Genomic DNA, 13,688 nt, shown 5'->3' with positions numbered 1-13,688 from the left:
CGTCTTTCCAGGGCGCGTCAGTGCGGGATCGAGGCGGGCTCGGTGCACTCTGCACCTTGCGCGGCAGCCGCATGGCGCGAGGCAATGTGCCCCAGAGTCCCGTTCCGCGCCTACGATGGCGGTGCATAAAGATGTTGTGGCCGAACCCGTCCGAACGGGTGTGTGAGCTGATCCGACACATCGCCGAAAGCCAGCTGCCGGTGCCGGACGAGGTCGCCGACCAGCTGTGGCGGGCCTCGCAACGAGAGACACGGCAGCGCGAGTACGTCGACGATCCCGTGCTGTCGGAAGCGGACCGGCGCCTCAACAAGGCCAACATGACCCACTGGCTGGTGTCCAACCTGCGGGAACCGGGGCGCCGGGTACCTCCGCCCAAGAGCAGCGAGATGCTGATCTTCGCCCGGGACCTTGTGCTGCGCGGGATGGACGTGAATGAGCTTGGGTCCTGGCGTGCCGCGCAGCGGGTCGGGTGGGGGTTGTGGGTGGAGCAGTGCTTCGCCGCCACCGCGGACCGCGACGAGCTGCGCGAGCTGATCGAGGTGTCCGCCAACTCGCTGACGACCTACATCGACGACTCCATCGCCGCAGTCGGAACCTATGTCGACGAAGTTCGCGGGGAGATGGGCCTCGGCGCCCAGGCGCAACGGCACACGACGGTGCAACTGCTGCTGCAGGGCGCGCGCATCAGCCGCCGCCGCGCGGAGGAGCAGCTCGGTTATCCGCTGGCCGGGCATCACGTCGCGGCGATCTTGTGGGTCGATTCCCCCGCCGATGTGCCTAAGCTCGAACGGGCCGCCGAGTACGTCATGCGGATGTGCGGTGCGACCCGCCGTCTGACCTTGCCGCCGAGCACATCCGCGCTCTGGCTCTGGGCCCCTGCGCACACGGCTCCGTCGACGGCCGCGGTTCTGCACGTCTTGGACAAGGCCCCCGGCGTACGCGTGGCGTTCGGCCGGCCCGGAGCCGGTCTCCCGGGTTTCCGGCAGAGTCATCTGGATGCTGCCGCCGCACAGCGCCTTCTGGCCCGGGTCGGATCGCCGTGGCAGGTCGTCCGCTACGAGGACGTGCACCTCGTCGACCTGCTCACGGCCGATCTGGGTCAGGCCGAGCGGTTCGTAGCCGGCACTCTCGGCGATCTGGCGACATCCGACCGGGTCCTGCAGCGCACGGTTCGCACCTACGTCGCCGCGGGATACAACGTTTCGAACACCGCCGACCGGTTGTTCGCCCACCGCAACACCATCGACCGGCGTCTCGCCAAGGCCCGCGCGATGCTGCCGAGGCCGCTCGACCACGATCCGACGAGCGTTTCGGTCGCGCTCATGCTGGTGGAGCTGCGACAGGACCTGCGGTCCGGTTGTTGATCGGCTGCGCGGTGCAGAACGGTGTGGTACGCACCTGCTCCCACGCACAAAATGGGTAGTCCTCACTGGTCCTGGGTGGTCAGGGCCAGTGGGCAATCCGATGCCCCGATAGCAGAGAGGTGCCGTTGGCCTGCAAGGGGGCGAGCCTCTTGGTCGTATCCGCTGCAGCCCATACCCCGCAGCGCAAGATCGCTGGGGAAGATCAACACACCAGCAAGGTCAGTAACCATGCCGAATCCGGCAAGGACCGGGCGGTCCATCATTGCCGGTCACGAATGGGCGGGGAGTCAACTCGTTCTCAGTCTGCTCCGGCCGCGTTGGGCACTGGTTCGGGCGAAGCCATCCGACTGTGGTCGGGAGGGGCCGAGGCGCCGGGGTCGATGGGACGGTTGCGCGAGCCGTCCCTAGACGGGGGTCTGACTCATGAGATCTATGACCGACGTGTCCAGTCACGGACCTGTCGACTGCCGTTGCGGGATGCTGCCTGCCGCCGAGCCACAGGGCGTGTCCCCATAGGGGCCTTGCCGATGATCAGGCGCCATCACGGTTCAGACCGCCCGAGCAGCCCGGTGCCATCCATCCAGCAGTACGTCACCACCTGGGAGGCGAATTATCATGCCGAGCCGACAGCGCAGCACCTCTTCGAGCACGGATCCTCCGGTTCGGCGTGAGGTCGTCCTGGGCGTGGACACGCACGGCGAGGTGCATGTCGCCGCCGTGGTCTCCCCGCTCGGGAAGATCTTGGGGACCGAGTCCTTTCCGGCGACGGCGGCCGGCTACCGGCAGCTGCTGGTGTGGGCCCGTAAGCGGGGGACGGTGCGTCGAGCGGGGGTGGAGGGCACCGGCACCTTCGGAGCGGGCCTGTCCCGCTACCTGCTGGCGCAGCAGGTCGAGGTATATGAGGTGAACCGGCCCGACCGCTCGGCCCGCCGGCTGCTGGGGAAGTCGGACCCCCTCGACGCACAGGCCGCCGCGCGGGCCGTGCTCAGTGGCCGGGCCCGAGCCCGGGCCAAGTCCGGCGACGGTCCGGTGCATAGTGCCCGGTTGTTCAAGCTCGCCAAGGACTCCGCGGTCAAGGCCCGCACCCAGGCGATCAACCAGCTCAAGGCCGTCCTGGTCATAGCCGATCCCGCCCTGCGGGAACGGCTGTCGAGCCTCGGCAACGCCGAGCTGTTCCGCACCTGCGCGCGCCTCGGCCTACCCGACGGTGGGGTAGACGAGGACCCGGTGGCCCAGGCCACCCACCTGACGTTGCGCATGCTCGCCGAGCGCATCGAGCAGCTCACCGCTCATATCGGCGAGCTGAACCAACGCCTGACCCGGCTCGTCGAACGCCACGCCCCCCAGCTGCTCGTACCGGTGGGCATCGGCCCGGACAGCGCCGTCACTCTCCTGATCACCATGGGAGACAACCCCGAGCGACTGAACACCGAGGCGTCCTTTGCTGCCCTTTGCGGAGTCAGTCCCATCGAGTACTCCTCGGGCCGGCGGAGCACGCGCCGGCTCAACTACGGCGGCGACCGTCAGGCGAACGCGGCCCTGCACCGCATCGTCTTCACCCGCCTGCGCCACGACCCGCGCACCCAGGCGTACTACGAACGCCGCACCCAGGAAGGCAAGACCCGACGCGAGATCATCCGGTGCCTCAAGCGATACGCCGCCCGCGAGGTCTTCAACCTGGTCAGACCGGTTTCCATCGCCCCCGCGTTATAGGGGCGTCCGTGAGACGTGAGAGGGTCTGGGGCGTGAGTGAGACACCCCCGAACACCCTGCAATACCGCTTTGACGGGCCAGAAGACGCTCCGGTCCTGATCTTGGGTCCCTCACTGGGTACCACATGGCACATGTGGGACCGCCAGGTGCCGGAGCTGACCAGGCAGTGGCGGGTCCTGCGGTTCGACCTGCCGGGGCATGGCGGCGCTCCGGCCCGGCCGGCCGGTTCCGTCGCCGAGCTGGCCGCCCGCCTGCTGGCCACCCTGGACGCGCTCGGCGTGCAGCGCTTCGGCTACGCGGGCTGCGCGCTGGGCGGCGCGGTCGGCATCGAGCTGGCCCTGCGCCACCCCGAGCGGCTCGCCTCCCTGGCGCTGGTCGCGGCCTCGCCCCGGTTCGGGACCGCGGACGAGTTCCGCCAGCGCGGGGTGATCGTCCGCACCAACGGGCTCGACCCGATCGCCCGGACCTCGCCGGACCGCTGGTTCACCGGCGCCTTCGCCGCCGCCCAGCCCGCGATCACCGAGTGGGCGGTGCAGATGGTCCGCACCACCGACCCGGGCTGCTACATCGCCGCCTGCGAGGCGCTCGCCTCCTTCGACGTCCGCGGCGAGCTGAGCCGGGTCGGCGTGCCGACGCTGGTGCTCGTCGGCTCCGACGACCAGGTCACCGGGCCCGCCGAGGCCCGCGGTCTGGTCGCCGGCATCCCGGACGCCCGGCTCGCGGTGGTGCCCGGCGCCTCCCACCTGGTCCCGGTCGAGCAGCCGGCGGCCGTCACCGACCTGCTGGTGCACCACTTCTCCACCGCCTGGCAGCAGCCCTACGACACCGGGCAGACCGTTCTGCCGCCGGCGGCCGTCGTGCCGGCGCCGGCCCTGCCGCCGCAGCCCGTGCCGGTCGCCGAGATAGCCCCGGCCGCCGTACCGGAGCAGCCGGCCGCGCCGCCCGACCGGTACGAGACCGGGCTGAAGATCCGCCGGGAGGTGCTCGGCGACGCCCACGTGGACCGGGCGCTGGCCGAGGCCGACGACTTCTCCGGCGAGTTCCAGGAGTTCCTCACCCGCAGCACCTGGGGCGAGGTCTGGGGCCGGCCGGGCCTGGACCGCCGTACCCGCAGCTGCGTCACGCTGACCGCGCTGGTCGTGGGCGGTCACCTGGAGGAGCTGGCCGTCCACACCCGGGCCGCCCTGCGCAACGGGCTCACCCCGGACGAGATCAAGGAAGTGCTCCTGCAGACGGCCGTGTACTGCGGGATGCCGGCCGCGAACCGCGCGTTCCGGGTGGCCCGGCAGGTCATCCGGGAGGAGACCACGCCCGCCGAGTGAACCCCGCCCCGTGAGCCCCGCCGGTCGAGTCCCGTCACCTCGCGCAGGGCAGGATGGGGAGACATGAAGCTCACGAAGAAGTCGCACGCCTGTGTCCGCCTCGACAAGGACGGGCAGACCCTCGTCATCGACCCGGGCGGGTTCAGCGAGGAGGACGCCGCGCTCGGCGCCGACGCCATCCTGATCACGCACGAGCACCCGGACCACTTCGACGAGTTCCGGCTCCGGGCCGCCATGGAGAACAACCCCGCGGCCCGGGTCTGGACGCTGAAGTCCGTCGCGGAGCGGATCACGGCCGCCTTCCCGGGCCGGGTGCACACCGTCGGCCACGGCGACACCTTCACCGCGGCCGGCTTCGACGTGCAGGTCCACGGCGAACTCCACGCGGTGATCCACCCCGACATCCCGCGGATCACCAACGTCGGCTACCTCATCGACGGCGGCAGGGTCTTCCACCCCGGCGACGCCCTCACCGTCCCCGACCATCCGGTGCAGACGCTGATGCTGCCGGTGATGGCCCCCTGGAACAAGATCTCCGAGGTCATCGACTACGTCCGCGAGGTCAGGCCGCAGCGCGCCTACGACGTCCACGACGCCCTGCTCACCGACCTGGCCCGCCCGATCTACGACCGCCAGATCGGCGCCCTGGGCGGCACCGACCACCAGCGGCTGACGCCCGGGGCATCCACACAGGTCTGAGCCCGTTGTCAGTGGCTCCGGGTAGGTTGTCAGGCATGCGCATCGCCACCTGGAACGTGAACTCGATCACCGCCCGCCTTCCGAGGCTGCTGGCCTGGCTGGAGAGCAGCGGCACCGACGTGCTGTGCCTGCAGGAGGCCAAGGTCGCCGAGGAGCAGTTCCCCTACGGCCAGCTCCGCGAGCTGGGCTACGAGGCGGCGGTCCACGCCACCGGCCGGTGGAACGGCGTGGCGGTGCTCTCCCGGGTGGGCATCGAGGACGTCGTCAAGGGCCTGCCCGGCGACCCCGGCTTCGACGGCGCGGTCGAGCCGCGCGCCATCTCGGCGACCTGCGGCCCGGTCCGCGTCTGGTCGGTGTACGTGCCGAACGGCCGCGAGGTGGAGCACCCGCACTACGCCTACAAGCTCCAGTGGTTCGAGGCCCTGAAGGCGGCCGTGTACGGCGACGCGCAGGGCAGCCGCCCGTTCGCCGTGCTGGGCGACTACAACGTGGCGCCGACCGACGACGACGTCTACGACCCGGCCGCCTTCGAGGGCTCCACCCATGTCACCCCGGCCGAGCGCGCCGCCCTCGCCTCCCTGCGCGAGGCGGGCCTGAGCGACGTGGTGCCGCGCCCGCTGAAGTACGAGCACCCGTTCACCTACTGGGACTACCGCCAGCTCTGCTTCCCCAAGAACCGCGGCATGCGCATCGACCTGGTGTACGGCAACGCGCCCTTCGCGGAGGCCGTCAAGGACGCCTACGTCGACCGCGAGGAGCGCAAGGGCAAGGGCGCCTCCGATCACGCACCGGTGGTGGTCGACCTCGACGTCTGATGCCACGCTTGAGTCCATGAACCTTCCGTTCCTGGGCCACCGGCACAAGAAGCACGGAGAGGCGGCGCCCCCCGCGGATCCCGAGGGGATCGCCGCCCTGCTGTCCGAGTGCGAGCTGCTCCGCTCCCAGGCGGCCCGGGCGGGCGTCCGCCTCGACGACACCCCGGGCTCCCTGGAGGCCCTGGACCAGCTGGTCCCGCGCTGGCGCGACGACCCGGAGGTCCTGCCCTGGCTGGGCCATGACGCGGGACTGTATCTGGGCACGGTCGTGGTGCGCACCGTGCCCGGAGCCGCCTGGCTGATCCGCCCCGGGGGCGAGCCCGTGGTACGGCTGGCCTCGGGACGCGAGGTGGAGGCCGTGGCCGCCGGGCAGGCCTGGGCCGAGAGCGGCGTCCCCGAACTCTCCCAGCTGTACGCCGAGATCGCGGAGAACTGATGCCGCGCCCGTGAGCTGACGCCCCCTCACCCTCCGGCCGTACGAGGGCGGCGGGGACCAACCCGGCGGACCTCGACTACGATGTGCCGTTCATCCCTGTGGTGAAGGGGGAACCCCGCCGAGCCACACCGGGACGTGCACGCTGCTCTCGGGGGGCGGCAGTTCACGGGCCAGGCTCGTCCGGCGGCAGCCGGAGATCACTGCTCGCCGAGCGGGACGGACACGTACGACGGGTCGTCCGAGGGCGAGGAGAAGGTCAGCTGCGCGCCGGACGGGTTGTGCTCGATGTAGAGCGGGTCGACCGTGTCCACCACCAGCGCCAGGCGGTGCCCGGCGGGCACGTCGTACGCCGTGGAGAACAGGTCCAGGTCCACGCCGAACGGCTCGCCGGGTGTCCGCCCGTGCCAGGTGTACGGCGCGTGCGTGACCAGCTTGCCGAGGCCGAGCGGCCCCACGTCGTACAGATAGGCGATGAACGTGCCGCTCTCCGCGGTCGGGGTGAGCGTGGTGTGCAGGGTGGCCGTGCCGCGCACTTTCTGGGTGCCGCCGTACCGCTCCGACTGCCAGACGGCCGCCCAGCGGCGCGGCAGCAGCGGGATCGCGGCCATGGGCGGCAGACGGGCGACCTGGTCGAGGATGCTGGAGAGGAAGACCACCCCGCCGTCGGCGCCGGAGTCGACGTTCGTGTGGACGGTGGCGGAGCCGGCGAGCGCGAGCTTCCGGCGGGTCGCGGCGATCGACTTCCAGTCCGGGTAGCCCTCGTAGCCCCCGGCGCTGCGGGACTTCAGCTGGACCGGCTGCTCGTGGTCGATGCCGTTGGGGGCGCCCTTGAGGTAGTGGTCGAGCCAGCGCTCGGTGTCCGTCCAGACGTCGTTGGGCAGCCCGAACAGGCCGGTCAGCTCCGGGGTCGCGTGGTCGCCGGGACGCAGTTCCAGGCGCTTGGGCACCTTCAGCTTCTCGTAGAAGGCGGCGTACTGGTTCACCGGAAAGATCGTGTCGCCCCACGCGTTGGCGAGCATCAGGGCCGTGCCGTTCTTGTTCAGCTGGTCCGCATAGGTCGCAGGGGAACGTTTCTCCCCCCAGGCGATCATCTCCTGCTCCCGGGAGAGGTCGGAGGCGTAGAAGTGGTCGAAGACGTCCCGCACTTCGGGGCTCTCCCGGCCGGTGACGGTGGCCGTGCCGTCCAGCAGCGCCGCCGCCTCCACATGCTGGGTGCGGCCCGAGTAGATGGAGTCGATCAGGTCGGCCCAGCCGCTGAGCGCCGCCACCGCCTTGATGCGCTTGTCGTGCGCGGCGGCGAGCAGGCTGATCCCGGCGCCGTACGACACCCCCGCCATGCCGATGTGCCGCGGGTCGGCCGGGGTGTTGGCGAGGGCCCAGTCGATGACCTTGGAGGCGTCCGCCACGTCCGGCGGACCGGCCACTTCTATCCGGCCGCCGGACTGCCAGAACCCGCGCACGTTGTAGGTGAGCACCACATAGCCGGCGTCGGCGAGCTTCTGCGCCTGCGCGAGGTACTCCACCTGCGGCAGGGACCAGCTCGTGGGCAGCACGATGAGCGGATAGGCGTGCGCGCCGTCGGCGCCGGCGGGCGTGACGACGTTCGCCTTCAGCACGGTGCCGCCGTCGCCGGTGATGTCGACGAACCGGACGCCCGGCGTGCCGGCCTGGGCGACGGGGGCCAGGCCGGTGGCCGTGGCGAGCAGTGCCGCCGAGACGGCTCCGACGGCGGCGGTGCGCACGGAGGCGCGGTGATGTCCCATGGGCCACTCCTTCAACTGTTCCCGTCCAAAGTGACCCGACGGTAACCGCGACCGCTTACCGTAAGTAACCCGTCGGTAAGTTACGTGCGGGTAAAGGTTCTTGAAGGGCGCTAGGTGGCCGTGTCGGCGGCGGCCGGCTCGGGCAGGGGCGTGCGCGCCGGCCGTGTCACGTCCGCGACCAGCTCGACCACGTCCGGGCCGTACGCCTGGGAGTTGACCACCTTCAGCAGCAGCACGAAGGAGCCGGCGCCGTACTTGCGGTGCAGGCGTTCGTGGTGGCGGGCGAGATAGCGGGTGGCGGCCTGGTTGCCGACGGCCCGCTGCCCGCAGAACAGGAACACCGGGCGTGAGTCCTCCGGTCCGTCCGCGGTGAGCCGGGCCAGCACGACGTACTCGCTGCGGCCGCGCTCCATGCGGTACTCCTCCCCGCCGATCCGGAACAGGCCCCGGTCCGCCACGGGTTCGGTCTCCGTGTTGACCCACACGCCGGGCAGCAGCGAGGAGAGGTGGGCCGCCATCCGGCGGTTCGAGTAGGGGCCGCCGACGCAGAACTCCGTGCGCTCGCCGAAGCCCTGCTGGGTCGCGTCGTGCGCCACCACCTGGGCGCGCGCGTGGCAGTCCTTGATGAGGGCGGACAGCTCCAGCAGGGCGAACACGTCGTGACGCTTCACCGTCAGCTCCGGCCCGCCGGACGCGCGGTTGACCACGAGCAGCGACTCCGAGTGGTCCGGCAGCCCGAAGAACGCCTGCTTGCGCCGCAGTCTGCGGCGCCACAGATACGTGCGGGCCAGCCAGCCCAGCGAGGCGGAGATGCCCGTGGCCACCAGGCCGAGGACGATGTTGCGCACGTCGTCGTTCATGGCCGGGGATGGTAGCGGTCCGGGGAGAACCGGTGCGTACCCCTGTTCGATCTGTGACGTTCGTGTGGCGGGTGGCCGAGGCGTACTGTCGGTACTACGGCAATCTGGTTACGCTGCGCGGACTTGTCCCTACGGGAGGTACGGATGGGTCGTCCTGGCACGCGGAAACTGGCGGTTCTGGCGGTCTCGGCCGCCGTGGTGTCGGTGGGGGCGGCGGCGCCACCCGCCGCGACGACGAGCGGCACACCCGCCAAGGTCCCCGTGGCGGTGGGCTACGGCGGCGCGGTCGCCAGCGTCGACGCCGACGCATCCGCCGCCGGCATCGAGGTCCTCAGGCACGGCGGCAACGCGGTCGACGCGGCCGTCGCCACCGCCGCCGCGCTCGGCGTCACCGAGCCCTACTCGGCCGGCATCGGCGGAGGCGGCTACTTCGTCTACTACGACGCAAGGTCCCGCACGGTGCACACCATCGACGGCCGGGAGACGGCGCCGCTGAGCGCCGGCTCCGACCTGTTCCTGGAGAACGGCAAGCCGCTCGCCTTCGCCGACGCCGTCAGCAGCGGCCTGAGCGTCGGCACCCCGGGCACGCCCGCGACCTGGCAGAAGGCGCTGGACGAGTGGGGCAGCAAGCGGCTCGGCACGGTCCTGAAGCCGGCCGAGCGGATCGCCCGCGACGGCTTCACCGTCGACGACACCTTCCGCTCGCAGACCGCGTCCAACGAGACCCGGTTCCGCTACTTCCCGGACACCGCGAAGCTGTTCCTGCCGAACGGGCAGCTGCCGGTCGTCGGATCCAGGCTGAAGAACCCCGAACTGGCCCGCACCTACGAGGAACTGGGCCGCAAGGGCGTCGACGCGATCTACCGCGGGGACATCGGCGACGACATCGTCAAGACCGTCGAACACCCGCCCGTCGACCCCGCCTCCGGCTGGAACGCCCGCCCCGGCAAGCTGGAGGAGAAGGACCTGGCCGTCTACCGGGCCAAGCTCCAGGCGCCCACCAGGACCTCGTACCGCGGCCTGAACGTGTACTCCATCGCCCCCTCCTCCTCGGGCGGCACCACGGTCGGCGAGGCCCTCAACATCCTGGAGAACACCGACCTGTCGAAGGCGAGCGAGGTGCAGTACCTGCACCACTTCATCGAGGCGAGCCGGATCGCCTTCGCCGACCGCGGGCGCTGGGTGGGCGACCCCGCCTTCGAGGACGTGCCGACCAAGGAGCTGCTGTCCCAGCGGTACGCCGACTCGCGGGCCTGCCTGATCAAGGACGACGCGGTCCTCACCAGCCCCCTCGCCCCCGGCGACCCCCGCCACCCCGCGGCCTGCGGCCAGGGCGGTACGGCCGCCCCGACGACGTACGAGGGCGAGAACACCACGCACCTCACCGTGGCCGACAAGTGGGGCAACGTCGTCTCCTACACGCTCACCATCGAGCAGACCGGCGGCAGCGCCATGACCGTGCCCGGCCGGGGCTTCCTGCTCAACAACGAGCTGACCGACTTCTCCTTCGCCCCCGCCAACCCGGCCGTGCACGACCCGAACCTGCCGGGCCCGGGCAAGCGGCCGCGCTCGTCGATCTCGCCGACGGTCGTGCTGGACCGCAACAACCGGCCCGTGGTGGCGCTCGGTTCACCCGGCGGAGCCACCATCATCACGACCGTGCTGCAGACCCTCACCGAGTTCCTCGACCGGCACCTTCCGCTGGTCGACGCCATCGCCGCGCCGAGGGCCAGCCAGCGCAACGCGGGCAAGACCGAACTCGAACCCGCGCTCTACGACAGCGACCTGAGGAAGCAGCTCGAGGGCATCGGCCACTCCTTCTCCCTCAACCCCGAGATCGGCGCGGCGACCGGCGTGCAGCGGCTGCCGGACGGCAAGTGGCTGGCGGCCGCCGAGAAGGTACGGCGCGGCGGCGGCTCCGCGATGGTGGTGGACCCGGCGCCGTAGACGAGCGGGGACGGCCCCGGAGTGGAAGCCCCGGGGCCGGAAGCGGCGGCGGGCGTCACGACTGGGGTGCGGGCAACTCCGTCGCGGGCGGCCGGGTCTCCTGGGCGCGGAAGTCCAGCCGGCCGTCGCGGACGTCCACCGTCACCCGGCTGCCCTCGGAGATCGTGCCGTTCAGCAGCAGCCGGGACAGCTGGTTGTCCACCTCCCGCTGGATGGTGCGGCGCAGCGGCCGGGCGCCGTACTCCGGCTGGTAGCCGCGCTCGGCGATCCAGTCGACGGCGGCGTCCGTGAAGTCCACCGAGACGCCCTGCCCGTCCAGCAGCCGCCGGGTGCTCTCCAGCAACAGGTCGGTGATCTGCCGCAGTTGCGCGCCGGTGAGCTGCCGGAACACCACGATCTCGTCGATGCGGTTGAGGAACTCCGGCCGGAAGTGCTCGCGCAGCGGCCGCAGGATCTGCTCGCGGCGCGCCTCCTCGTCCGCGTCGGCGCCGCCCGGCCCGAATCCGATTCCGGCGCCGCGCCGGGTGATCGCCTCCGAGCCCAGGTTGCTCGTCATCACGATGACCGTGTTGGTGAAGTCCACCGTCCGGCCCTGGGAGTCGGTCAGCCGGCCGTCGTCCAGCACCTGCAGCAGGATGTTGAAGACGTCCGGGTGGGCCTTCTCCACCTCGTCCAGCAGGAGCAGCGAGTACGGGTGCCGGCGCACCACCTCGGTGAGCTGCCCGGCCTCCTCGTGGCCGACGTACCCGGGCGGGGCGCCGACCAGCCGGGAGACGGTGTGCCGCTCCTGGTACTCGCTCATGTCGAGCCGGACCATGCGGTCCTCGCTGCCGAACAGCGCCTCGGCGAGCGCCCGGGCCAGCTCGGTCTTGCCGACGCCGGTCGGGCCGAGGAACAGGAAGCTGCCGATCGGCCGGTTCGGGCTCGCGAGCCCCGCGCGGGAGCGCAGCACGGCCTCCGAGACCACGGCGACGGCCTCCTCCTGGCCGACCACCCGCTGGTGCAGATGCTCCTCCAGGCCCAGCAGCCGTTCCTTCTCCTCCTGGGTGAGCCTGCTGACCGGGATGCCGGTCTGCCGGGACACCACCTCGGCGATGGCCTCCGCCGTCACCTCCAGGTCCAGGCCCTCGTCGGCCTTGTCGTCGCCGCTCGCCTCGGCGATCCGCTGCTTCAGCTCGCCGATCCGGTCGCGCAGCTCCTTGGCCTTGTCGTAGTCCTCCCCGGCGACCGCCTGGTCCTTGTCCAGCACGAGCTGCTCGACCTCGCGCTCCATGGCGCGCACGTCCGTGCCCTTGGTCCGCGCGCCGAGCCGCACCCGGGCGCCCGCCTGGTCGATCAGGTCGATGGCCTTGTCCGGCAGCCGCCGGTCGGTGAGATAGCGGTCGGACAGCTCCACGGCGGCGACCAGCGCCTCGTCGGTGTAACGGACCTGGTGGTGGGCCTCGTACCGGTCGCGCAGCCCCCGCAGGATCTCGATGGTGTCCTCGGCCGTCGGCTCGGGCACCAGCACCGGCTGGAACCGGCGGGCCAGCGCCGCGTCCTTCTCGATCCGGCGGTACTCCTCCAGCGTGGTCGCGCCCACGATGTGCAGCTCGCCCCGGGCCAGGGCGGGCTTGAGGATGTTCCCGGCGTCCATCGCGCCGCCCTCGGCGCCGGAGCCCGCGCCCACGACGGTGTGCAGTTCGTCGATGAACACGATCAGCCGGTCGGAGTGGGCGCGGATCTCCTCCACGATGTTGTTCAGGCGCTCCTCGAAGTCGCCCCGGTAGCGGGTGCCGGCCACGACCCCGGTGAGGTCCAGCGCGACGACCCTGCGGCCCGACAGGATGTCCGGCACGTCCCCGTCGGCGATGCGCTGGGCCAGCCCCTCGACGATGGCCGTCTTGCCGACCCCGGCGTCGCCGATGAGGACCGGGTTGTTCTTGCCCCGGCGGGAGAGCACCTCGATGGTCTGCTCGATCTCGGTGTCCCGGCCGATCACCGGGTCGATCCGGCCCTGCCGGGCCAGGTCGGTCAGGTCGCGGCCGTACTTGTCCAGCGTGGGCGTGCCGGTGGCGCGCGGCCGCTCCGGGCGCGTCTGGGTGCTCTCCGGGGCCTCCGGCGGCAGGGAGCCGGCCGAGAACCGGGCCGCGTTCAGGATGTGCCCGGCGGCCGAGTCCGGGTTGGCGGCCAGCGCGCTCAGCACGTGCTCGGGGCCGATGTAGCCCGCGCCGCTCGCCCGCGCCAGATCGTGCGCGTCCAGCAGGGCGCGCTTGACGGCCGGGGTGAGCGACAGCGAGGTCGGCGGCGGCGCCTCGCCCGGCGGGTGCGCGACCGGGCCCGCCCGGTCGTCGATCTCCGAGGCCAGGGAGTCCGGGTCCGCGCCCGCGCGGCTCAGCAGGCTCCGGGTGGGCTCCGACTCCAGCGCGGCACGCAGCAGGTGCTGGGTGTCCAGATCCCGGCTGCCGTGCTCGACGGCGTACACGGCGGCCCCTCTGACCAGCTCACGGGCCGGCTGGCTGAGCAGGCGGCCGATGTCGATGTGGCGCTTGGCTCCGCTGGGGGGACCACCGAAAAAACGGGCCAGGAACTCGCCGAAGGGGTCAGGAGGGTAGCCGTTGGTCATGGCGATGCGCTTCCTTCGCTGACGACTGGCTCCGCCGGGTAACCGGATGGGGGCTGTTCATGCCCACGATGACATGAACCGAGGGGGGTGGCATGTCCGCCTGCGCGGGAGGGGCTTTCCGCTCGCCGGCGGCTGCGGGCCGGCCGCGGTTCGCTCCGGCCCGC

The 13,688-nt window shown here is 71.6% G+C and carries 10 protein-coding genes; 7 read left to right on the top strand and 3 right to left on the bottom strand.

What is annotated here, in order from left to right:
• Nucleotides 1–131: 131 nt before the first annotated feature.
• The 6 genes from ACGFZN_RS30905 (at nt 132) to ACGFZN_RS30880 (ending at nt 6,349) form a co-directional block, all read left to right on the top strand.
• Nucleotides 132–1,364 carry a PucR family transcriptional regulator gene (locus ACGFZN_RS30905; protein ID WP_393861751.1) on the top strand — a complete coding sequence of 411 codons (1,233 nt, stop codon included), beginning with the start codon at nt 132–134 and terminating at the stop codon, nt 1,362–1,364.
• Nucleotides 1,365–1,979: 615 nt separating this feature from the next.
• On the top strand, nt 1,980–3,077 hold the full coding sequence (locus tag ACGFZN_RS30900; RefSeq protein WP_393861750.1) for an IS110 family transposase: 1,098 nt from the start codon (nt 1,980–1,982) through the stop codon (nt 3,075–3,077).
• A gap of 32 nt (nt 3,078–3,109) precedes the next feature.
• Complete coding sequence (gene pcaC, locus ACGFZN_RS30895) at nt 3,110–4,399, top strand: 4-carboxymuconolactone decarboxylase (protein WP_393861749.1); 1,290 nt, start codon at nt 3,110–3,112, stop codon at nt 4,397–4,399.
• Between the two features lie 63 nt (nt 4,400–4,462).
• Nucleotides 4,463–5,098 (top strand): MBL fold metallo-hydrolase, encoded by a 636-nt coding sequence (locus ACGFZN_RS30890; protein ID WP_393861748.1) that lies wholly within the window; start codon nt 4,463–4,465, stop codon nt 5,096–5,098.
• A gap of 35 nt (nt 5,099–5,133) precedes the next feature.
• Nucleotides 5,134–5,913 (top strand): exodeoxyribonuclease III, encoded by a 780-nt coding sequence (locus ACGFZN_RS30885; RefSeq protein ID WP_393861747.1) that lies wholly within the window; start codon nt 5,134–5,136, stop codon nt 5,911–5,913.
• Between the two features lie 16 nt (nt 5,914–5,929).
• A complete protein-coding gene (locus ACGFZN_RS30880; protein WP_393861746.1) occupies nt 5,930–6,349 on the top strand; it encodes a DUF6278 family protein in 420 nt (139 codons plus the stop codon).
• Nucleotides 6,350–6,546: 197 nt separating this feature from the next.
• Here ACGFZN_RS30880 and ACGFZN_RS30875 read toward each other — a convergent pair whose 3' ends face one another.
• Both ACGFZN_RS30875 and ACGFZN_RS30870 read right to left on the bottom strand, forming a co-directional pair.
• A complete protein-coding gene (locus ACGFZN_RS30875) occupies nt 6,547–8,112 on the bottom strand; it encodes a CocE/NonD family hydrolase (protein WP_393861745.1) in 1,566 nt (521 codons plus the stop codon).
• Between the two features lie 110 nt (nt 8,113–8,222).
• A complete protein-coding gene (locus ACGFZN_RS30870; RefSeq protein WP_393861744.1) occupies nt 8,223–8,972 on the bottom strand; it encodes a hypothetical protein in 750 nt (249 codons plus the stop codon).
• Nucleotides 8,973–9,116: 144 nt separating this feature from the next.
• Here ACGFZN_RS30870 and ggt point away from each other — a divergent pair, with 144 nt between their 5' ends.
• Nucleotides 9,117–10,919 (top strand): gamma-glutamyltransferase, encoded by a 1,803-nt coding sequence (gene ggt / locus ACGFZN_RS30865; protein ID WP_393861743.1) that lies wholly within the window; start codon nt 9,117–9,119, stop codon nt 10,917–10,919.
• Between the two features lie 55 nt (nt 10,920–10,974).
• On the opposite strand, the gene ACGFZN_RS30860 is transcribed toward ggt, so the two are convergent.
• Nucleotides 10,975–13,524, bottom strand: a complete 2,550-nt coding sequence (locus ACGFZN_RS30860; RefSeq protein ID WP_393861742.1) for an ATP-dependent Clp protease ATP-binding subunit — start codon at nt 13,522–13,524, stop codon at nt 10,975–10,977.
• Nucleotides 13,525–13,688 lie beyond the last annotated feature (164 nt).

The organism is Streptomyces sp. NPDC048192, from assembly GCF_043202415.1.
Classification (GTDB): domain Bacteria; phylum Actinomycetota; class Actinomycetes; order Streptomycetales; family Streptomycetaceae; genus Streptomyces.
The sequence above is the reverse complement of the archived record's forward strand: the minus strand, read 5'-3'. Positions and strand labels throughout refer to the sequence as shown.

Coding starts and splice junctions, on each gene's coding strand:
- ggt (WP_393861743.1), top strand. CDS start 9,117: ATGGGTCGTCCTGGCACGCGGAAACTGGCGGTTCTGGCGGTCTCGGCC.
- ACGFZN_RS30880 (WP_393861746.1), top strand. CDS start 5,930: ATGAACCTTCCGTTCCTGGGCCACCGGCACAAGAAGCACGGAGAGGCG.
- ACGFZN_RS30890 (WP_393861748.1), top strand. CDS start 4,463: ATGAAGCTCACGAAGAAGTCGCACGCCTGTGTCCGCCTCGACAAGGAC.
- ACGFZN_RS30905 (WP_393861751.1), top strand. CDS start 132: ATGTTGTGGCCGAACCCGTCCGAACGGGTGTGTGAGCTGATCCGACAC.
- ACGFZN_RS30900 (WP_393861750.1), top strand. CDS start 1,980: ATGCCGAGCCGACAGCGCAGCACCTCTTCGAGCACGGATCCTCCGGTT.
- ACGFZN_RS30885 (WP_393861747.1), top strand. CDS start 5,134: ATGCGCATCGCCACCTGGAACGTGAACTCGATCACCGCCCGCCTTCCG.
- ACGFZN_RS30870 (WP_393861744.1), bottom strand. CDS start 8,972: ATGAACGACGACGTGCGCAACATCGTCCTCGGCCTGGTGGCCACGGGC.
- ACGFZN_RS30875 (WP_393861745.1), bottom strand. CDS start 8,112: ATGGGACATCACCGCGCCTCCGTGCGCACCGCCGCCGTCGGAGCCGTC.
- ACGFZN_RS30860 (WP_393861742.1), bottom strand. CDS start 13,524: ATGACCAACGGCTACCCTCCTGACCCCTTCGGCGAGTTCCTGGCCCGT.